16 protein-coding genes are annotated in these 19,873 nt (G+C 71.3%); 8 read left to right on the forward strand and 8 right to left on the reverse strand.

What is annotated here, in order from left to right:
* Positions 1–120 precede the first annotated feature (120 nt).
* Both ACFUNE_RS01665 and iolC read right to left on the reverse strand, forming a co-directional pair.
* Entirely contained in the window at positions 121–1,011 is an 891-nt protein-coding gene (locus ACFUNE_RS01665; RefSeq protein WP_383561070.1) for a deoxyribose-phosphate aldolase, read from the reverse strand.
* A complete protein-coding gene (iolC, locus tag ACFUNE_RS01670; protein WP_383561072.1) occupies positions 1,008–2,033 on the reverse strand; it encodes a 5-dehydro-2-deoxygluconokinase in 1,026 nt (341 codons plus the stop codon). The genes ACFUNE_RS01665 and iolC overlap by 4 nt, the downstream gene beginning before the upstream one ends.
* 168 nt (positions 2,034–2,201) lie before the next feature.
* Between iolC and ACFUNE_RS01675 the strand changes: the two genes are divergently transcribed.
* Both ACFUNE_RS01675 and ACFUNE_RS01680 read left to right on the forward strand, forming a co-directional pair.
* Positions 2,202–3,128, forward strand: coding sequence for a sugar phosphate isomerase/epimerase family protein (locus tag ACFUNE_RS01675; RefSeq protein WP_383561074.1), 927 nt, complete (start codon positions 2,202–2,204; stop codon positions 3,126–3,128).
* Between the two features lie 157 nt (positions 3,129–3,285).
* Entirely contained in the window at positions 3,286–3,477 is a 192-nt protein-coding gene (locus tag ACFUNE_RS01680) for a helix-turn-helix transcriptional regulator (protein ID WP_383561076.1), read from the forward strand.
* Between the two features lie 19 nt (positions 3,478–3,496).
* Here ACFUNE_RS01680 and ACFUNE_RS01685 read toward each other — a convergent pair whose 3' ends face one another.
* Together ACFUNE_RS01685 and ACFUNE_RS01690 are read right to left on the reverse strand one after the other, a co-directional pair.
* A complete protein-coding gene (locus ACFUNE_RS01685) occupies positions 3,497–4,549 on the reverse strand; it encodes a zinc-dependent alcohol dehydrogenase family protein (RefSeq protein ID WP_383561078.1) in 1,053 nt (350 codons plus the stop codon).
* 197 nt (positions 4,550–4,746) lie between these two features.
* Positions 4,747–6,993 carry an MMPL family transporter gene (locus ACFUNE_RS01690; RefSeq protein ID WP_383561080.1) on the reverse strand — a complete coding sequence of 749 codons (2,247 nt, stop codon included), beginning with the start codon at positions 6,991–6,993 and terminating at the stop codon, positions 4,747–4,749.
* Between the two features lie 151 nt (positions 6,994–7,144).
* On the opposite strand from ACFUNE_RS01690, the gene ACFUNE_RS01695 reads away from it, so the two are divergent.
* The 3 genes from ACFUNE_RS01695 (at position 7,145) to ACFUNE_RS01705 (ending at position 11,062) form a co-directional block, all read left to right on the forward strand.
* Positions 7,145–7,891, forward strand: a complete 747-nt coding sequence (locus ACFUNE_RS01695) for a TetR/AcrR family transcriptional regulator (RefSeq protein WP_383561082.1) — start codon at positions 7,145–7,147, stop codon at positions 7,889–7,891.
* A 97-nt stretch (positions 7,892–7,988) separates the two neighbouring features.
* Positions 7,989–8,291, forward strand: a complete 303-nt coding sequence (locus ACFUNE_RS01700) for a heavy-metal-associated domain-containing protein (protein ID WP_383561084.1) — start codon at positions 7,989–7,991, stop codon at positions 8,289–8,291.
* A 269-nt stretch (positions 8,292–8,560) separates the two neighbouring features.
* Positions 8,561–11,062 carry a heavy metal translocating P-type ATPase gene (locus ACFUNE_RS01705; protein ID WP_383561086.1) on the forward strand — a complete coding sequence of 834 codons (2,502 nt, stop codon included), beginning with the start codon at positions 8,561–8,563 and terminating at the stop codon, positions 11,060–11,062.
* A gap of 572 nt (positions 11,063–11,634) precedes the next feature.
* On the opposite strand, the gene ACFUNE_RS01710 is transcribed toward ACFUNE_RS01705, so the two are convergent.
* A complete protein-coding gene (locus ACFUNE_RS01710; RefSeq protein ID WP_073746777.1) occupies positions 11,635–12,933 on the reverse strand; it encodes a citrate synthase in 1,299 nt (432 codons plus the stop codon).
* Between the two features lie 197 nt (positions 12,934–13,130).
* Positions 13,131–15,398: an ATP-dependent RecD-like DNA helicase gene (locus tag ACFUNE_RS01715; protein ID WP_383561088.1), complete on the reverse strand. Its 2,268-nt coding sequence runs from the start codon at positions 15,396–15,398 to the stop codon at positions 13,131–13,133.
* A gap of 103 nt (positions 15,399–15,501) precedes the next feature.
* Between ACFUNE_RS01715 and ACFUNE_RS01720 the strand changes: the two genes are divergently transcribed.
* A complete protein-coding gene (locus tag ACFUNE_RS01720) occupies positions 15,502–15,885 on the forward strand; it encodes a VOC family protein (protein WP_383561090.1) in 384 nt (127 codons plus the stop codon).
* 412 nt (positions 15,886–16,297) lie between these two features.
* Complete coding sequence (locus ACFUNE_RS01725; RefSeq protein ID WP_383561092.1) at positions 16,298–17,044, forward strand: class I SAM-dependent methyltransferase; 747 nt, start codon at positions 16,298–16,300, stop codon at positions 17,042–17,044.
* A 119-nt stretch (positions 17,045–17,163) separates the two neighbouring features.
* Here ACFUNE_RS01725 and ACFUNE_RS01730 read toward each other — a convergent pair whose 3' ends face one another.
* A complete protein-coding gene (locus ACFUNE_RS01730) occupies positions 17,164–18,570 on the reverse strand; it encodes a hydrogenase expression protein HypA (protein WP_383561094.1) in 1,407 nt (468 codons plus the stop codon).
* 285 nt (positions 18,571–18,855) lie between these two features.
* On the reverse strand, positions 18,856–19,263 hold the full coding sequence (locus tag ACFUNE_RS01735) for a RidA family protein (protein WP_383561096.1): 408 nt from the start codon (positions 19,261–19,263) through the stop codon (positions 18,856–18,858).
* A 128-nt stretch (positions 19,264–19,391) separates the two neighbouring features.
* On the opposite strand from ACFUNE_RS01735, the gene ACFUNE_RS01740 reads away from it, so the two are divergent.
* On the forward strand, positions 19,392–19,772 hold the full coding sequence (locus tag ACFUNE_RS01740) for a winged helix-turn-helix transcriptional regulator (RefSeq protein WP_383561098.1): 381 nt from the start codon (positions 19,392–19,394) through the stop codon (positions 19,770–19,772).
* Positions 19,773–19,873: the final 101 nt, after the last annotated feature.

Here is a 19,873-nt window from a genome sequence, read left to right on the forward strand (position 1 = left end):
TCGTGTGCCCGCGAGGCCTTGCCGCCGTGCGTCCGCGGAGACCCGCCGTGCGTCCGCGGGACCCTGCCGCGGTCCGTTCGCGGAGACCCGCGGTGTGGACGGAGGACCGGCGGCGCGCGGTCACAGAAGCCCCACGGCCGTGTCGACCGCGCCCGCCACGTCCCCGTCGGCGGGGTAGAGCAGCGAGCGCCCGACCACCAGCCCCTGGACGGTGGGCAGCCGCAGCGCGCTGCGCCATCTCTCGTACGCCGCGTCGGGGTCTCCGGCGACCTCCCCGCCGAGCAGGACGGCGGGGAGGGTGGAGGCCCGCATCACCCGGTCCATGGCGTCGGGGTCATCGGTGACGGGGACCTTGAGCCAGGTGTACGCGGACGTGCCGCCCAGACCCGAGGCGATGGCGATGGAGGTGGTGACGGCGGCGGCACCCAGGTCCGTGCGGAGCCCGTCGCGGGTGCGGTGGCAGAGGAACGGCTCGATGAAGACCGGGAGCCGGAGCGCGGCCATCTCGTCCACCGCGCGCGCGGCGGTGTGCAGGGTGTCCAGTGAGCCCGGGTCGTCGTGGTCGATCCTCAGCAGGAGCTTGCCCGCGTCGTAGCCGTGGCGGGCGAGGTCGGCGGGACGGTGACCGGTGAAGCGGTCGTCGAGCTCGAAGGCCGCCCCCGCGAGTCCGCCGCGGTTCATGGACCCGAGGACGACCTTGCCCTCCAGTGCGCCGAGGAGCAGCAGGTCCTCCAGGACGTCGGCGCCCGCGAGCACCCCGTCGACGCCGGGGCGGGCGAGGGCGAGGCAGAGGCGTTCCAGCAGGTCGAAGCGGTCGGCCATGGCCAGGTCGTCGTCGCCGACGGCGAGGGCTCCGCGGGCCGGATGGTCCGCAGCGATGATCATCAGGCGCCCGGTGGGGCCCACGAGAGGGCGCCTGCGGCGGGCAGCGGCGGCCTCGGCGACGGCTTCGGGGTGGCGGGCGCGGAGCCCTACGAGATCGGCGACGCCCGCCGCGGCGGGCGGGGTCACGGGGCGGTCCCCCCGGATGCGCCGACCACCCCGTCGGCGAGGGCCTGTTCGACCTCGTGCGGGAAGGGCATCGCGGACGAACAGGCGAGGCGGGAGGCGACGATGGCCCCGGCCGCGTTGGCGTAGCGCATCACGTGCTCCGTGTCCCACCCGGAGAGGAGGCCGTGACAGAGGGCACCGCCGAACGCGTCCCCTGCGCCGAGCCCGTTGACGACGTCCACGGGGAGGGGCGGGATCTCGGCGACGGTGCCGTCCCTGCGGGCGGCGAGTACACCCGCCGGACCCTGTTTGACGACGGCGAGTTCGGGTCCGGCCGCGAGCAGGGCGCGGGCCGCCGCGTGCGGCTCCCGTTCGCCGGTGGCGATCTCGCACTCGTCGAGATTGCCTACGGCGACCGTGGCGTGGGCGAGCGCCTCGCGGTAGTGGGCACGGGCCGACTCGTCGTCCCCGCCCTTGCCGTCGCCCCAGAACATGGGGCGCCAGTCGAGGTCGAAGACGGTGGCGCGCGGGGTTCCGGACGCGTGCGGCGCCGTGGCCGCTGCCGCGCTGCGGGCCCGGAGGGCGGTGAGGGTCGCGGTGCGGCTGGGTTCGGCGCACAGCCCGGTGCCGGTCATCCAGAACACCCGGGCGGACCGCACCGCGTCCAGGTCGAGCTCCTCCGGGTGGATCTCCAGGTCGGGGGCCTTGGGCTGCCGGTAGAAGTAGAGCGGGAAGTGGTCGGGCGGGAAGATCTCGCAGAAGGTGACCGGTGTCGGACGGTCCGCGACGGCACCCACCCAGCGGTCGTCCACTCCGAACTCCTCCAGCGCCTGGTGGAGGTAGTCGCCGAAACCGTCCCTGCCGGTCCGGGTGATCACCGCCGTACGCCGTCCCAGCCGGGCGGCGGCCACGGCGACGTTGGACGGCGAGCCGCCGAGGAACTTCGCGAAGGTCTCGACCCGGGCCAGCGGTACGCCGGTCTGCAGCGGGTAGATGTCCACCCCGATACGCCCGATGGTGATCACGTCGTACGGCTCAGGCATACGCATCCCTTCGACCCGGTGCTCCGGCCCGGCGCATCGTCCCGGGAGTCGGCCACGGCCGGACGGCCGCTCCCAGGTCTAGCCCGCGCCCGGAACCCTGTCAACACTTTGTCCGGACATTCGGACGAACTCTTGACACTCCTCCAGGAGGACTGGAGGGTGGGCGATATGACCTCCTCCGTACCCTCTCCGGCCCGCATCCGCATCGGTTCGGCACCCGACTCGTGGGGCGTGTGGTTCCCCGACGATCCGCAGCAGGTGCCCTGGGAGCGATTCCTCGACGAGGTCTCCGAGGCGGGCTACGAGTGGATCGAGCTCGGCCCGTACGGCTATCTGCCGACCGACCCCGCCCGGCTCGCGGACGAGACCGCACGCCGGAATCTCGCCGTCTCCGCGGGCACCGTCTTCACCGGATTGCACCACGGCCCCTCGGTCTGGGACCGGACCTGGGAGCATGTCGCGGGCATCGCGGCACTCACCCGGGCGATGGGCGCCGGGCATCTGGTGGTCATCCCCTCGTTCTGGCGGGACGACAAGACGGGCGAGGTGCTGGAGGACCGCACGCTCACGGCCGCACAGTGGCACGACCTCACCACGCAGACGGAACGCCTGGCGCGCGAGGTGCGGGACCGGTACGGGCTGCGGATCGTCGTGCACCCGCACGCCGACACGCACATCGACAGCGAGGAGAACGTGAACCGCTTCCTCGACGCGACCGACCCGGACCTGGTCTCCCTCTGCCTCGACACCGGCCACTACGCGTACTGCGGCGGGGACAGCGTGAAGCTCATCCGGACGTACGGGGAACGGATCGGCTATCTGCACCTCAAGCAGGTCGACCCCGTGGTGCTCGCCGATGTCGTGGCGGACGAGGTGCCGTTCGGTCCCGCCGTCGCGCGCGGCGTGATGTGCGAGCCGCCGGGCGGAGTGCCCGCGCTGGAGCCCGTGCTGGACGCCGCGCGCTCCCTGGGCACCGACCTGTTCGCCATCGTCGAGCAGGACATGTATCCGTGCCCGCCCGACAAGCCACTGCCCATCGCCCGCCGTACCCGCGAGTTCCTCCGCGGCTGCGGGCCGGCACGCCCGTCCTCCTGAGCCTCCCCGCCCCCTTCCGCCCCAGTGGTCACTTCTCCGTCACGTATGTCCGCGTTCCGCTGGGCCTCTGTCACGGGCTCGCGACGCCCCCTGCCCGGACCAGGGCCTTCTCGTTCACCGGAACAGAGGCGCACGGACGTACAGAGAGGTGTCATTCATGACGGACAGAACACTCTGGTCGTACAAGGACATTGCGGCGCACATCAGCGTCCAGCCGGACACGATCCGCTCGTACCGCAAGCACGGCCTCCTCCCGCCGCCCGACGATGTCCGGAACGGGAAGCCCTACTGGTACGTGGACACCGTCCTCGCGTGGATCGCGTCCAGGCCCAGCAACCGGGGCCGTTGAGTCCGGGCGCTCCCGGGGCTCAGACCTCCTTCGCCGGTTCGATGACGGTGACACCCGCTCCGGGCGCGGTGCCCATCGCGGCGAGGGCCGCCGGGGCGGCGTCCAGAGTGATGGTGGACGTCACCAGCAGGTCGGGGCGCAGGGTGCCGGCCCGGACCATGTCCATCATCGGCGGGTAGGCGTGGGCGGCCATGCCGTGGCTGCCGAGGATCTCCAGCTCCAGTCCGATCACTCGCGCCATCGGCACGACCGGATCGCCGGCGGCCGACGGCAACAGCCCGACCTGGACGTGACGGCCCTGCCGTCGCAGGCTCCGCACCGAGGCGGCGCAGGTGACCGGGGAGCCCAGCGCGTCGAGCGACAGATGCGCACCGCCGCCGGTCAGTTCACGAACGGCCGGGTCCGCTCCGGCAGGGTGAGCCGAGGCGTCCACGCACGCGGACGCCCCGAACGCCCGTGCAAGGTCGAGGGCCTGCCGGGAGACGTCGACAGCGACGACCCGGGCTCCGCACGCGACCGCGATCATCACGGCCGACAGCCCGACCCCGCCGCAGCCGTGCACGGCGACCCACTCGCCCGGAGCCACCCGCCCCTGCCCCACGACGGCGCGGAACGCCGTGGCGAACCGGCAGCCCAGTCCTGCCGCCGTGGCGGACGACAGCCCGTCGGGCACCGCGACCAGATTGACGTCGGCCGCCTCCAGCGCCACGTACTCGGCGAAGGACCCCCAGTGGGTGAAGCCGGGCTGGGTCTGCCGTTCACAGACCTGCTGGGCGCCGGCCGCGCAGGCGGCGCACCGGCCGCAGGCACAGACGAAGGGCACGGTGACGCGGTCGCCGGGCCGCCAGTTGTGGACGTCAGGACCCACCTCCTCCACCACTCCGGCCAGCTCGTGCCCGGGTACGTGCGGGAGAGCGATGTCCGGGTCATGGCCCATCCAGCCGTGCCAGTCGCTCCGGCACAGACCCGTGGCCTCGACCCGGACCACGACTCCCCCGGCCGTGGGGGCGGGATCCGGGAGGTCCCGGACCCGGGCCTCCCGCCCGAACTCCTCGAACACCACTGCCCGCATCCGCCCCGCCCCCATGGTCCGACTCGCTCCGTCCGGTGCGCACCGGACGGACTGCTCGCACCGGACGGCTCGCACCGGATGGACGGCTGACTCCGTCGGGCTCACTCCGTGCTGCTCGCACGGTCCGGACGGCTCACTCCGTACTGCTCACTTCCATCCGGACGACTTGCTCCGCCCGGCTCCTCGACCCGGCGAATCTACGCTCCGGCCGTGATCTTGTCCCGCTCGCGGTCACCCGCCGCGGATATCTCCCCGTCGCTCCGCGCACCGGCTCGGGCGGGCTCCCCCTCGCTCAGCCCGAACCGCTCGTGGAACGCGCGCAGCGGCGCGGGGGCCCACCAGGTGACCCGTCCCATCAGCTTCATCACGGCCGGCACCAGCAGGCTGCGCACCACCATGGCGTCCATCAGCACGGCCAGCGCGATCCCGAGGCCGAGCATCTTCGTGTTGGTCACGCGCGAGGTACCTATGGCCACCATGACCACGGCCAGGATGACGGCGGCCGCGGTGATCAGTCCGCCCGTACGGCGCAGCCCGAAGGTCACCGAGTGCTCGTGATCGCCGGTCCGGTCGTACTCCTCCTTGATCCGGGAGAGCAGGAAGACGCCGTAGTCCATGGAGAGGCCGAAGGCCACACAGAACATCAGCACGGGCAGGGTCGTCTCTATGTCACCCGTGCTGGTGAAGGAGAGGAGACCTGAGAGGTTTCCTTCCTGGAAGACCCAGACCACCGCTCCGAACATCGCGGTAAGACTGAGCGCGTTGAGGGCGACCGCCTGGAGGGGGATCAGCACACTGCCGGTCAGCAGGAAGACCAGCAGCAGCGTCGCCACAACGATGATTCCCACCGCCCAGGGCAGCCGGTCGGCTATGGCGTCCTTGGAGTCGACCAGGACGGCCGCCGTGCCGGTCACCTTGGTGTCGAACGGTGCGGGCTCGGCCCGCAGCTTCCGGACCAGGTCCTGTGCCCCCTGTCCGACGGACTCCCCCTCGGGCAGGACGTCGTAGTACGCGACTCCGTCTCCCGTGACGGGTCCGTCGACCCGCTGCACTCCGGGGAGCGCGTCGATCCGCTCCCGGAACGCGGCGTACTCGCGGGGGCTCGCCGCGCCTTCGGCGAGCACTTCGAGTCCGCCGCCCGGGCTGCCGGGAAACCCTTCCCGGATGTGCTCCTGGACGACGCGGGACTCAGCCGCGGCCGGCAGCTGCCGGTCGTCCGCCGTACCGAACTTCACGCCGAGGAAGGGGAGCCCCAGGAGCACGAGCCCGACGGTGGTGACGACGGCGAAGACCGGGGCCCTGCGCATCACGAGCACCGAGAAGCGGGCCCACCCCCTGCCGGGGCTCTCACCCGCGCCCGCCTCCGCGCCCGTCCTTTCGCGGCGGCGCAGCAGCCGGCGCAGGTCCAGGGAGTTCACCCGTGGACCGAGCAGCATCAGAGCGGCCGGCAGCAGGATCAGGGCAGCGGCGGCGGCGAGCAGCACCACGGCGATGCCCGCGTAGGCGAAGGAGCGCAGGAAGTACTGGGGGAAGACCATCATCGCGGCCAGCGACACCGCCACCGTCAGCGCGGAGAAGAGGACCGTGCGGCCCGCCGTGCGCAGGGTCGTGCCGATCGCGGCCCGGGTCTCCGCTCCGGCGGCGATCTCCTCCCGGAACCGCCGCACGATGAACAGGGCGTAGTCGATGGCGAGTCCGAGGCCCAGCGCCGTGGTGAGGTTCTGGGCGAAGACCGAGACGTCGGTGAACTCGGTGATGCCCCGCAGCACCGCGTTGGTGCCGAGTATCGCGACGATGCCCACGGCGAGCGGCAGCAGGGCGGCGATCGCGCTGCCGAAGACCATCACCAGCAGCACCAGTGTCACCGGCAGGGCGATGAGCTCGGCCCGCAGGAGATCCTCCTGGATGATGCTCTGCATCTCGTGCCGTACGGCGACGGGGCCGCCGACGGAGACCTCGACGGGGCCGTGGGTGCCCCGGTAGGCAGGAGCGATCCGGTCGAGGACCTCCCCGGCGCCCTTCTCGTCCCCTCCGATCCGGGCGGCGAGGATCGCCTCGTGCCCGTCGCCGGAGCGCAGGGCGGGGGACTTCGTCCGCCAGTACGAGCCGACGCCGCTGATGCCGGGCTCGGCCGACAGCCGCTCGGCGAGCCGGGCGGCCTCGGCGGCCACCGCGGGGTCGTCGACCGAGGCACCGCCGCTGTCGACGAGCAGAAGGAGATTGGGCTGCGAGTCGGGGAACTCCCGCTCCAGCACCTGTGTCGTGTACGTCGACTCGGCGTCCGGCGCCTCCCAGCCGCCGCTGCCCATCCGGTCGGCCACTCCGCTGCCCGCGAACACGGCGAGCGCCGTGATCAACAGGGCGCCCAACAGGGAAAGCCGTGGTCGCGCGGTGACGAGACGGGTCCATCCCCCGACTCGCTCCGGGCTCTCGACTTCGGACATGGTGCGGTGCCCCCTTCACCGGGACCCGGGCAGCACAAGGCAGCATGGGTCGGCCACTGCCACGTAGACTGGCAAACACGAGTCCTCGCTCGTGTTTCCTCAGAATGCGAGTGGCTGCTCGTATTTGTCAACCGCGTCGTGAAAGCTGGGGATGACCGTGCCGGAGGGCAGAGCCGAAGAAGCCGCCGCGGCCGCACAGAGCGGCAAGCGCACCACAGGCGCGGACCCGAACCCCGACGCCGGAGACGGGGCGCCGGGGCGCCCTCGCCGGCGTCAGGCGCGCGGCGAGGCGCGCATCGCCCAGCTACTCGAAGCCGCCGCCGACGTCTTCAGCTCCAGCGGGTACAACGGCGCCAGCACCAACGCCATCGCCCGCGAGGCAGGCGTCTCACCGGGCACGCTCTACCAGTTCTTCCCCAACAAGGAAGCGATCGCCATAGAGCTCGGCGAACGGCTCATGCACCGCTGGCGGGAGACGTACGGCGCCGCGTTCGTCCTCAGCCACATCGAACTGCCCCTCGACAGACTGCTGGACACGGTCCTCGACCCACTGATCGCCTTCAACTGCGAGAACCCCGCGTTCGCCGTCCTCACCCATGGCTCCGAGATCCCCGGCGTGATCACCCGCGAGCACGACGCCCTGCACGCCGGCATGCTCACCAGGACCGAGCAGCTGCTCCGCGCCTTCCTGCCGGAACTCCCCGCCGACCGGGCGACCCGCACCGCCACCATGTCCTTCGTCCTCTTCAAGGCCGGCCTCGACCTGGTCATGGAGCACGAGGGGGCCGAACGGGAGGCGTACATCAGGGAGTTGAAGGACGTGATCTACCGCTACCTGGAGCCACTGGTGTGCGACACGCCCGAAGGGGTGCCACCCGGGGGCATCGATACCCCCTAGGGGTATAGTTGCTCGTACGGGTAGACGCACCGGGCTCTCCGGCGCCCCTCGCGCCTCATCCGCCACATCCGTATGTGCCTGCGAAGAGGAGAACGTCATGACCGCCGAAACCGACACGCCCCGGGCCGCCGGCTCCTGCTGCTCGTCCACCGGCTCCTGCCACGACGGGGCCGCGGACGCCCGGGCGGGCGTCACCACGGTGTACGAGGTGAAGGGCATGACCTGCGGCCACTGCGAAGGGGCTGTGTCCGAGGAGCTCTCCGGGCTCGCGGGGGTCACCTCGGTGAAGGCGGAGGCCGCCACCGGCCGGGTGACCGTCGCCTCCGCGGCGCCGCTGACCGACGAAGCCGTACGCTCCGCCGTCGACGAGGCGGGCTACGAGCTCGTCGGCCGCGCCTGAAACCCGGCCGCACCTCACCGGCGCACCCACCGCCGCACCCACCCGCCGCACCCACCGTCCGCGCCCGCCCCGGGCGTCCGCGGCACGCTTCCACCACTGCACCCGCGGGCGGCCTCCGCCTTCCCGAGGCCTGCGGGCCCCCACGACCGGCCGCACCGCCGGCCCCGGGGCCCGCGCCCCCAGCGATTTCCGTCGGGCCGGTCCCGCCGCCAGGAGAGGCAGATACTGGTGGGGAACGGCCCGACTGCTCGACCCAGGAGTCCGCACACATGGCCAGCACCACGGCATCCGAGGCCCCGGCGCCGGAGGCCTCGGACGCCGAGCTCACGATCGGCGGAATGACCTGCGCCTCGTGCGCGGCCCGCGTCGAGAAGAAGCTCAACCGGATGGACGGCGTCACCGCCACCGTCAACTACGCGACCGAGAAGGCCCGCGTCTCCTACGGCGCAGGAACCACGCTCGACGACCTCGTCGCGACCGTCGAGAAGACCGGCTACACGGCCCTGCCCGTCGTCCGCCCGGCATCCGCGCCGCAGGTCCCGACGCCCGAAGCCGAAGTCCCGCCGCCGGCCACCACCACGCACCGGGACACCGGAGGCGACGGGTTCCACGAGGCGGCCGGCGGCGGGGCCGACGGTTCCCGCGACGCGGCCGACCGTGCGGCCGACGAGTCCCTCGCAGCACTCCGGCAGCGCCTCCTGGTCTCGGCGGTGCTGGCCGTGCCGGTGATCCTCATGGCGATGGTCCCCGCCCTCCAGTTCGACAACTGGCAGTGGCTCTCGCTCACCCTCGCCGCTCCCGTCGTGGTGTGGGGCGGGCTGCCCTTCCACCGGGCCGCGTGGGCGAACCTGCGACACGGGGCCGCGACGATGGACACACTGGTGTCGATCGGCACGCTGGCGGCGTTCTGCTGGTCGGTGTGGGCCCTCTTCCTCGGCGACGCGGGCATGACCGGGATGCGGCACGGCTTCGACGTCACCGCCTCCCGGACCGCCCCCGCCTCCACCATCTACCTGGAGGTGGCGGCCGGAGTCGTCGGCTTCATCCTGCTCGGCCGCTACCTGGAGGCCCGGTCCAAGCGGAAGGCGGGCTCCGCCCTGCGCGCGCTGCTCCGCCTCGGCGCCAAGGACGTCACGGTCCTGCGCCCGGAAGCGGAACAGGGCCACGGATCCACGGATCGACGCCCGGACGCCGCCCCGGACACCGGGCACGGGCCCACGGATGCACGCCCGGAGGCCGCCCCGGGCCCCGTGCCCGGCGTCCCACGACGCGGACCCGGCCCCGTGGAGGTCCGCGTCCCGGTCGGCAGACTCCTCGTCGGTGACCGCTTCGTCGTGCGACCGGGCGAGAAGATCGCCACCGACGGCACCGTCGTCGAGGGCAGCTCGGCCGTCGACACCTCCATGCTCACCGGGGAGTCGCTCCCGGTGGACACCGCCCCGGGCGACTCCGTCACCGGCGCCACACTCAACGTCTCCGGGCGTCTGGTCGTCGAGGCGACCCGCGTGGGCGCCGACACCCAGCTGGCCCGGATCGCCGCTCTCGTCGAGGACGCCCAGAGCGGCAAGGCCGCCGCGCAGCGCCTCGCGGACCGGATCTCGGCGGTCTTCGTCCCCGTGGTGCTGCTGATCGCCCTGGGAACGCTGGTGGCCCAACTGCTCGCCACCGACGACATCACGGCCTCGTTCACCGCCGCCGTGGCCGTACTGATCATCGCCTGCCCCTGCGCGCTGGGCCTCGCCACCCCCACCGCCCTCATGGCCGGCACCGGGCGCGGCGCACAGCTCGGAATCCTCATCAGGGGCCCCGAGGTCCTGGAGACGGCCCGCCGGATCGACACGGTCGTCCTCGACAAGACCGGCACGGTCACCACCGGCCGCATGACGCTCGGGCGCGTCCACACCCTGCCCGGCACGGCCGAGTCCGACGTACTCCGCCTCGCCGGCGCCCTCGAACACGCCTCCGCGCACCCCGTGGCCCGGGCGGTCGCCGCCGGCGCTGCCGCCCGCACGGACACGGCGCTGCCCGCACCGGTGGACTTCACCGACGTGCCCGGCCTCGGGGTGCACGGCACCGTCGAGGGACACCACGTGGTGGCCGGCAGGCCGCAGCTCCTCGCCGACGCCGGGATCGCCCTCCCGCCCTCCCTGGCCGGCGCGCTGGCCGACGCGGCCGGCGAGGGCCGCACGACGGTCGCCGTGGCCTGGGACGGTGCGGCCAGGGGCGTGCTGGAGGTGTCCGACACGGTGAAGGAGAGCAGTGCGGAGGCCGTCGCCGAGCTCCGCGCGCTGGGCCTCCACCCGATTCTGCTGACCGGCGACAACCGGGCGGCGGCGGAGGCCGTGGCTCACGCGGTGGGGATCGACGAGGTCCACGCGGAGGTCCTGCCGGAGGGCAAGGCCGAGGTCGTCCGGCGCCTCCGGGCCGAGGGCCGGTCCGTCGCCATGGTGGGCGACGGCGTCAACGACGCGGCGGCGCTCGCGGTGGCCGATCTGGGGCTGGCGATGGGCACCGGGGCCGACGCGGCGATCGAAGCGAGCGACCTCACACTGGTTCGTGGAGATCTTAAGGTTGCCGCTGACGCCATCCGCCTGTCGAGGCGTACTCTGTCCACCATCAGAAGCAACCTCTTCTGGGCCTTCGGCTACAACGTGGCCGCACTGCCTTTGGCTGCGTTCGGGCTGCTCAGCCCCATGATCGCGGGTGCGGCTATGGCGTTCTCGTCGGTCTTCGTCGTGACGAACAGCCTGAGGTTGCGCTCCTTCACATAATTTCTACAAAGAGACTTAGATCACACCGATTTGAGGGTAACCATCTGATGAGTTGGTGAGTCTAAGAGTGCGATGCCAAGGATGTCTTGGGGGACGTCCGATGGAGTGTCTTGGGGGACGCTCCATGGCAGATGTCGGCCGGGGCACGTGCACCGGGGAGCTTTGAGCGGCCCTCCCGTACGTACCCCGGCAGCCGCACAGCAGGACCGAACTGAATACGCACCACCGGAAGAACAACGGGAGTTCAGGCTCCCTTCAGACGCCCGGCCGGATCCCGTGGGGGGAATCCGCTCCGGGATATGGGAAACGCCCTGACCGTCGACCCGTGGGGGGATCGACGGCAGGGCGTTTCTCGCATGTACGGGCGGACCAGCACCGCCGGGCTCCGACGGGCGGACGACCGGCACCGCGGGCTCCGAGGGGGCCCAGCCGGGCGCCGGAGAGCCGGGGCGCCCCTCAGGGGCCCGGAAAAGCCGAATCGCCCCGGACACCGCGCTCCGATGTGCGAGCGCGGTACGCGGGGCGAAGGATGCCGGCCGGAGCGGCCGGGGTGTGTCAGCGGTCTACGGGCTTCAGCGGCCCTCGACCGGGACGAAGTCGCGCAGGACCTCGCCGGTGTAGATCTGGCGCGGGCGGCCGATGCGGGATCCCGGCTCCTTGATCATCTCGTGCCACTGGGCGATCCAGCCGGGAAGGCGGCCGAGCGCGAACAGCACGGTGAACATCTCGGTCGGGAAGCCCATGGCGCGGTAGATCAGGCCGGTGTAGAAGTCCACGTTGGGGTAGAGGTTGCGCGAGACGAAGTACTCGTCGGAGAGCGCGTGCTCCTCCAGCTTGAGCGCGATGTCGAGCAGCTCGTCGGACTTGCCGAGCGACGACAGCACGTCGTGGGCGGCGGCCTTGATGATCTTGGCGCGCGGGTCGAAGGACTTGTACACCCGGTGGCCGAAGCCCATCAGGCGGACACCGTCCTCCTTGTTCTTCACCTTCTGGATGAAGGAGTCGACGTCGCCACCGTTGGCCTGGATGCCCTCGAGCATCTCCAGCACCGACTGGTTGGCGCCACCGTGGAGCGGGCCCCACAGGGCCGAGATGCCGGCGGAGATCGAGGCGAACATGTTCGCCTGCGAGGAACCGACCAGACGCACGGTGGAGGTCGAACAGTTCTGCTCGTGGTCCGCGTGCAGGATGAGCAGCTTCTCCAGCGCCGAGACGACGACGGGGTCCGGCACGTACTCCTGGGCCGGGACGGAGAACGTCATGCGCAGGAAGTTCTCGACGTAGCCGAGGTCGTTGCGCGGGTAGACGAACGGGTGACCGATCGACTTCTTGTACGCGTACGCCGCGATCGTCGGGAGCTTGGCCAGCAACCGGATCGTCGAGAGGTGACGCTGCTCCTCGTCGAACGGGTTGTGGCTGTCCTGGTAGAAGGTGGACAGCGCGCTGACGACCGAGGACAGCATGGCCATCGGGTGGGCGTCGCGCGGGAAGCCGTCGAAGAAGCGCTTGACGTCCTCGTGCAGCAGCGTGTGCTGGGTGATCTCGTTCTTGAAGGCCGACAGCTCGTCGACCTTGGGAAGGTCACCGTTGATCAGCGTGTAGGCGACCTCGAGGAACGTCGAGCTCTCCGCGAGCTGCTCGATCGGGTAGCCGCGGTACCGCAGGATGCCCTGCTCGCCGTCGAGGTAGGTGATGGCGGATTTATAGGCGGCCGTGTTGCCGTATCCGCTGTCCAGCGTGACCAGGCCCGTATTGGCCCGGAGCTTCCCGATATCGAAGCCCTTGTCGCCGACGGTGCTGTCGATCACCGGGTAGGTGTACTCGTCATCGCCGTACCGCAGTACTACAGCGTTGTTGGTGTGCTCGCTCACGTCATCCCTCACCGACGTAGTGCCTCTTCTTCGAGGTGCCCTGACTGTCTCCACCCTCCCCCATTTGGCTCAGGAGAGTGCACTCGGGGTCGTCCATTGGACCTACTGGCGGCACTGAGTGCCGTCAACTTTCTCATCCTGCCCCCTGGACCCCGGTTCCGGAAGAGCTCAGTGATGTATCCCACCGTTTTGATCGATCATTTTTCCGGGACACCTCCTGCCGTACCGCCACGGAGCCGGAAATCCAGTCCCGTACAGCGCCTGCCTGCGGAAACCGTGCGGACCGCCTGACCGATCGCCTTGCGTGAACCGACCAGCACGACCAGCTTCTTGGCCCTGGTCACAGCGGTGTACAGGAGGTTCCGCTGGAGCATCATCCAGGCACTCGTGGTGACGGGGATGACGACCGCCGGATACTCGCTGCCCTGGGAACGGTGGATGGTCATCGCGTAGGCATGGGCCAGTTCGTCCAGTTCGTCGAAGTCATAGACGATCTCCTCGTCCTCGTCGGTCAGGACCGTCAGCTTCTGCTCGTCCGGGTCGAGAGCGGTGACGACACCGACCGTACCGTTGAATACCCCATTCTCTCCTTTGTCGTAGTTATTCCTGATCTGCGTCACTTTGTCGCCCACTCGGAAGACCCGGCCGCCGAAGCGCTTCTCCGGCAGGCCGGGACGGCCCGGGGTGATGGCCTGCTGGAGCAGTCCGTTGAGATGACCGGCACCCGCCGGACCTCGGTGCATCGGGGCGAGAACCTGCACGTCACGGCGGGGGTCCAGGCCGAACTTGGCGGGGATGCGGCGGGCCGCCACATCCACGGCGAGCACCCCGGCGTCCTCCGTCTCGTCCTCCACGAACAGGAAGAAGTCGTCCAGCCCCTGGGTCAGCGGCGGCACCCCGGAGTTGATCCGGTGCGCGTTGGTGACGACACCGGACTTCTGCGCCTGCCGGAAGACGGTGGTCAGCCGCACCGCGGGGACCGGTCCGCCCTCGGCGAGCAGATCCCTCAGGACCTCGCCGGCACCGACGGAAGGCAGCTGGTCCACATCGCCGACCAGCAGGAGATGGGCACCGGGTGCCACCGCCTTGATCAGCTTGTTGGCGAGCAGCAGATCGAGCATCGAGGCCTCGTCGACGACGACCAGGTCGGCGTCCAGCGGCCGGTCGCGGTCGTACGCGGCGTCCCCGCCGGGCTTCAGCTCCAGCAGCCGGTGCACCGTGGACGCTTCGGCACCGGTCAGCTCCGAGAGCCGTTTCGCGGCGCGTCCGGTGGGGGCGGCCAGCACCACCTTCGCGTTCCGGGCGCGGGCCAGCTCGATCACGGAGCGGACGGTGAACGACTTCCCGCAGCCGGGGCCCCCGGTGAGGACGGCGACCTTCCTGCTGAGCGCGAGCCGGACGGCCGCCTCCTGCTCGGGGGCCAGCGTCGCCCCCGTCCGCCGCGCGAGCCAGACCAGCGCCTTGTCCCAGTCGACGTCCTGGAAGGCCGGCATCCGGTCCTCCGGCGTCCGCAGCAGGCGCTGCACCTGGGAGGCCAGGGAGATCTCGGCGCGGTGGAAGGGGACCAGGTACACGGCGGTGACCGGCTGCCCGTCCTCGGGCCCCGGCACCTTCTCCCGCACGACGCCCTCCGGGTCCTCGGCGAGCTCGGCCAGGCAGTCGATGACGAGGCCGGTGTCGACCTGGAGCAGCTTCACCCCGTCGGCGATCAGCCGCTCCTCGGGGAGGAAGCAGTGCCCCTGGTCCGTGGACTGCGACAGGGCGTACTGGAGTCCGGCCTTGACCCGCTCCGGGCTGTCGTGCGGGATGCCGACGGCCTGGGCGATGCGGTCGGCGGTGAGGAACCCGATGCCCCAGACGTCGGCGGCCAGCCGGTAGGGCTGGTTCTTCACGACGGAGATGGAGGCGTCCTCGTACTTCTTGTAGATGCGCACGGCGATGGAGGTGGAGACGCCGACGGTCTGGAGGAAGACCATGACCTCCTTGATCGCCTTCTGCTCCTCCCAGGCCGCGGCGATCATCTTCGTCCGCTTCGGGCCGAGTCCGGGGACCTCGACCAGACGCTTCGGATGCTGCTCGATGATGTCGAGGGTGTCGACGCCGAAGTGGGTGGTGATGCGGTCGGCCATGACCGGCCCGATGCCCTTGATCAGGCCGGAGCCGAGGTAGCGGCGGATGCCCTGGATGGTGGCCGGGAGAATCGTCGTGTAGTTCTCGACGGTGAACTGCTTCCCGAACTGCGGGTGGGACCCCCAACGCCCCTCCATCCGCAGGGACTCGCCGGGCTGGGCGCCGAGCAGCGAGCCGACCACGGTGAGGAGGTCGTTGGCACCGCGTCCGGTGTCGACGCGGGCGACGGTGTACCCGTTCTCCTCGTTGGCGTAGGTGATGCGCTCAAGGACGCCGGTGACCTCGCAGACACCTGCGCGGCCACCCCGCTCGGCTTCAACTCCCCTGCTCGGCACGACCCCACCTGCTCATCCCGTGTTCCTGGTCCCTGGGAGGCTATCGCCCGCCACCGACAGAGGGGCTTGATAGTGCTGCGGTGTTCCAGGCAGGCTCTCGTGCATGGTCTCGGTGTTGCAGAACGTGGCGGTCGACTGTGCGGATGCCTATGAACTGGCTCGGTTCTGGAGTGGGGTGCTCGGTCGTCCTCTGCATCCGGAGGACGGCCCGGGTGATCCCGAGATCGACGTGATGCTGCCGGAGGGCCCGCTGCTGCACTTCAACCAGGTGCCGGAGCCCAAGACGATCAAGAACAGGCTCCACCTGTGCCTGCGCCCGGAGACCACGCGCGAGGAGGAGGTCGAGCGGCTGCTGGGTCTCGGCGCCACCCTCCTCGACGACCGCCGGGAGCCCGATGGTGCCGGATGGGTCGTCCTCGCGGATCCCGAGGGCAACGAATTCTGTGTTCTCCGCAGTGCGGCCGACCGCGCGGCGACGGCTTCCTGAGGCCGGCACCCGACGCGTCGTGCATGGCGGGACGCCGCCCGCCCAGCAGCCCGGCCGGCCTCCCGCCACGCTCCCCCGTCCCGCACAGGAGCCGGAGGGGACGCAGAACGCATCGGGATCGCCCTCGGCGGCGCGGTCGTACAGCGCCGCTGCCCTTCCGCCCTTCGCGAAGGCCCTGTTGGCCGCGCCGTGCGTGGACGTCCGCGGAAAGGCGCCTCGGCGCCCCGCTCAGCGCCCCCTTCACGCCCGTCGGGCGGCCGTTCGGGACAGCTACGGCTCGCCTCGGACCTCCCCGCCCGGTCCTCGCGCGAGGCCCCCGCAGCCGCCCGTACGCGACGACACCTCACCACCTCTGACCTGGGGTTATTCCCCTGGCTCGGCTAGAATCGACACCTCGGGAAGGGGGTTCCGGATGCACCGGAACATACGCTCGGTGGACGATGTCCTGCGGCTCATGGACAGCCTGTTCGCACCGGAGGCCGACCGGTGGACGGAGCAAGGGGCCGGCTGGTGGGACGGGTTCTACGAGGACCGGTCCAAGCCCGTGCCGTTCTTCGTGGCCAAGCCCGACGAGAGCCTCGTGTCGTACGCCGAGCGCGGGCTGATCACCCCGGGGCGCGCCCTCGACGTCGGCTGCGGGCCGGGGCGTAACGCGCTGCACCTCGCCTCGCTCGGCTTCGAGGTGGACGCGGTGGACCTGTCGCCCGGGGCCATCGCCTGGGCCGAGGAGCGGGCCGCCGGGGCGGGGGCGGACATCCGCTTCCACTGCGGTGACGTCTTCGCGGAGGGTGCGCCTGCCGGGCCGTACGACCTGATCTACGACTCGGGCTGCTTCCACCACCTCCCGCCGCACCGGCGCGTCAGCTATCTCGAACTCGTCGGGCGCGCTCTCGTCCCCGGCGGCCGTCTCGCCCTCAGCTGCTTCGCCTCCGGCGCGATGGGTTCCGAACTGCCCGACGCCGAGTTCTACGGCGGCACGGGGCGGCGGGGCGGCCTCGCCTACACGCCCGAGTCGCTGCGCTGGATCTTCTCCGGGATGGAGGAGATCGAACTGCGGCGGATGCGGGACGAGCCGGCCGCATCCCCGTACTTCGGTGAGGACTTCCTCTGGGCCGCGCTCTTCAGGAAGCCGGACGAGCCCGGCACCCTCGGTCGGTGACCGCCGCGGCCTCGGCCGCCGGGTCCCGGGGACGCCCAGCAGCGCGTTCCGGGGGTCGAGAGGCGTGGAGCCCCCCGGCGACAACCGGGGGGCTCCATCTCGCGGGCCGAAGCCCGTGGTCACACCGTGAGCTTCACGGCCTCGAACCACTTGCTGTTGTCCGTGGTGCCGACGAACATGTACTCGGGCCGGCTGTTCTTGCAGTACTGCGGGCCCCAGCCACCGCCGTCCAGCCTGGCCGTGTGGCAGACGTTGCCCTTGCCGACGTTCATGGCGAAGCCCGTCAGGAACGGGGCGCCCTTCTTCGAACTGCCTATGTAGTTGTTCTTGCCGTCTGCGACGGTCGCCGTCCAGCTCGGCGCCCACTTGGCGCTGCCGCTCGTCGAACCCTGGTCGTGCTGCAGGGCGTTGGCGGAGGAACCGCCGACGTTCCACACCGCGATGTTGAGGGCCGTGATCTGCTTGCCCTGGCCCGCCGTCCCGGCCATCGTCCCGTCGCACACCGGCGTCTGCCAGCCACTCCCGGACACGAAGGCCCGGTAGCAGATGTGCCGCCCCTCGGGGTCGCTCTTGGCGAGGCCGCTCAACGCGCTGGCAGCCGTGTTCGGCGGGGCCTTCGCCGTGACCGTGGCCGTGGGCTTGCGCTCGGGCGTGACCGGCGGGGGTACGGCCACCGGCTTGGCGGCCGGCGGTTCGGACGGCTTCACCTTTTCCTTCTCCTTGCTCGGAGTCGCGGAAGGGCTGGGTGACTTGCTGGTGTAGTTCTCCGGCTGCTCGGAGCGTTCGGCGCCCAGGACCGTGCCTGCCGCGTTCTGCGTGCGTTCCTTCTCGGGCTTTCCGTCGTCCTGGCCCGCCACGAGGAACGGTACGGAGACCAGGATCGCGCCGATGATCGCCGCTGCGGCCAGCATCGGCTTCTTCGGCCGGCTGCCGAGCAGTTCGCCGGCCGCGCGCGTACCCGTTCCCGTTCCCGCGCCACCGCCGCTCGCCGCCGCGACCGCGACTGCGGTGCGCGGCTGCCCGCCGACGGCACCGGTGGCCGCGTGCGCCGCAGCCGGGCCGGAGGCGGGCGCCGCCGAAGCCGAAGTCGTCGTGCTCTCCTCGGAGTCCGCCGACGCCGGCTCGGACACCTCCTCCGCCGACGGCACCGGGCCGCCGGTGCCCGGCGCGGTACCGGTGCCGGAAGCCGTGGAAGCGGTTCCGGCGGTACCCGCTCGCTGCGCGCTCCGCGTCCGGGCGTCCGCGCCCTCCCCCGCCTCGTTCCCGGAGCCTCCGCCCTCCGGGCTCCCGCCCGTCGGGCCCCGGACACCGGCGCCCGGGTCGGCCGCCGTGGACGACGTGTCCGTGCGGCCGCTCGGGGAGTCCGGCCCCAGGGCCTCACCGGGGTCCCCGGTGACCCCCTGCGTCGGCTCCGCCCGGCGGGCCGACACCGGCGAACTCCCGGACGCACCGGAGGCATCGGGGGCGCCGGAGGACGTGCCCGGGCCCGGCGGTATGTGTCTGGAAGGATCACGCTGACGTGCCATGCCGATTTCCTTACTCATATGTAGGTTCGGCACCGTGCCGTGCTCCGCATCCACGCACGACCGGACCTCACCCTCCCCGTCCGTCAGATGAGCGAAGTCCCGGTCACCGCAGGCGTGTTGGCAGGCGTAGAGGGCTGACACGCTTGAACGGTCCGGGCCCGGGACGACGGTACAGGAACTCCGTTGACCATGGTCGGCCGACGGAGCCCGCCACCGACGGCACGCCCCTTGTATGACGTCGACGGAGCGCACCCCTCGCCCTGGCGCGGGACCGGCCCGGCCCCCTCAGTCGATGACGGCTGTGGCCTCGACCTCGACCATGTGCTCGGGGACGTCCAGTGCGGCGACGCCCAGCAGGGTGGCCGGCGACGCCGGGGTGGTCCCCAGCCGGGCGGACGCCCGGTCGATCCCCTCCAGGAGCAGCGGCATCTTGTCCGGGGTCCAGTCCACGACGTGGACGTTCAGCTTCGCCACGTCGTCGAAGGTGGCGCCGACACCCGCCAGCGCGGTGGCGACGTTGACGTAGCACTGCTCGACCTGGGCCGCCAGGTCGCCCTCGCCGACCGTGACGCCGTCGCGGTCCCAGGCGACCTGTCCGGCGACGAAGACCAGCTTCGAGCCGGTCGCGACCGACACCTGCCGGTAGACGCCGGTCTCCGGCAGGCCCGTGGGGTTCGTCAGGGTGATGGCCATGCTGTCCGCCTCCTCGCCGCGCGGCCCCGACTGGGACGGCACGTGCTCTCTTGTGGTTACTGGGAAACCGTAGGAGAGTCAGGGCTGACGTGGAAGAACGCACTTTTCGGTGACAGGGGAACCAGAAGGTGACCAAGCAGTTCAGCGGCTCACCGGACGAGCAGGCCGACCTGCGGCGCGCGGATTCGCTGGCGCGGGAGATCTTCTCGGACGTCGCCAACAAGTGGGCGCTCCTGATCATCGAGGCCCTGGGCGACGGAACCCTGCGCTTCAGCGAGCTGCGAAGCGCCGTCGGGGGGATCAGCCACAAGATGCTCACGCAGAACCTGCGCATGCTGGAGCGCAACGGCCTGGTCGGGCGGACCGTGTACCCGACGGTCCCGCCGAAGGTCGAGTACACCCTCACGGAGCCGGGTCAGGGGCTGCGGAAGACGGTCGACGTGATGTGTGAGTGGACCCACCGGAATCTCGGTCACATCGACGCGGCCCGCCGGGACTTCGACGCCTGAGAACAAGCCGTGTCGGCACCCGGGGCCGGAGAGCAAGCCGTGTCGGCACCCGGGGCCGGAGAGCAAGCCGTGTCGGCACCCGGGGCCGGAGAGCAAGCCGT

Origin of the sequence: Streptomyces sp. NPDC057287 (assembly GCF_042667905.1) — a bacterium.
GTDB lineage: Bacteria > Actinomycetota > Actinomycetes > Streptomycetales > Streptomycetaceae > Streptomyces.

What these genes read in the sequence shown, in the direction of transcription:
- iolC (WP_383561072.1), bottom strand. Translation starts at nt 2,033, where the DNA reads ATGCCTGAGCCGTACGACGTGATCACCATCGGGCGTATCGGGGTGGAC.
- ACFUNE_RS01675 (WP_383561074.1), top strand. Translation starts at nt 2,202, where the DNA reads ATGACCTCCTCCGTACCCTCTCCGGCCCGCATCCGCATCGGTTCGGCA.
- ACFUNE_RS01680 (WP_383561076.1), top strand. Translation starts at nt 3,286, where the DNA reads ATGACGGACAGAACACTCTGGTCGTACAAGGACATTGCGGCGCACATC.
- ACFUNE_RS01685 (WP_383561078.1), bottom strand. Translation starts at nt 4,549, where the DNA reads ATGCGGGCAGTGGTGTTCGAGGAGTTCGGGCGGGAGGCCCGGGTCCGG.
- ACFUNE_RS01690 (WP_383561080.1), bottom strand. Translation starts at nt 6,993, where the DNA reads ATGTCCGAAGTCGAGAGCCCGGAGCGAGTCGGGGGATGGACCCGTCTC.
- ACFUNE_RS01695 (WP_383561082.1), top strand. Translation starts at nt 7,145, where the DNA reads ATGACCGTGCCGGAGGGCAGAGCCGAAGAAGCCGCCGCGGCCGCACAG.
- ACFUNE_RS01700 (WP_383561084.1), top strand. Translation starts at nt 7,989, where the DNA reads ATGACCGCCGAAACCGACACGCCCCGGGCCGCCGGCTCCTGCTGCTCG.
- ACFUNE_RS01705 (WP_383561086.1), top strand. Translation starts at nt 8,561, where the DNA reads ATGGCCAGCACCACGGCATCCGAGGCCCCGGCGCCGGAGGCCTCGGAC.
- ACFUNE_RS01720 (WP_383561090.1), top strand. Translation starts at nt 15,502, where the DNA reads ATGGTCTCGGTGTTGCAGAACGTGGCGGTCGACTGTGCGGATGCCTAT.
- ACFUNE_RS01725 (WP_383561092.1), top strand. Translation starts at nt 16,298, where the DNA reads ATGCACCGGAACATACGCTCGGTGGACGATGTCCTGCGGCTCATGGAC.
- ACFUNE_RS01730 (WP_383561094.1), bottom strand. Translation starts at nt 18,570, where the DNA reads ATGGCACGTCAGCGTGATCCTTCCAGACACATACCGCCGGGCCCGGGC.
- ACFUNE_RS01735 (WP_383561096.1), bottom strand. Translation starts at nt 19,263, where the DNA reads ATGGCCATCACCCTGACGAACCCCACGGGCCTGCCGGAGACCGGCGTC.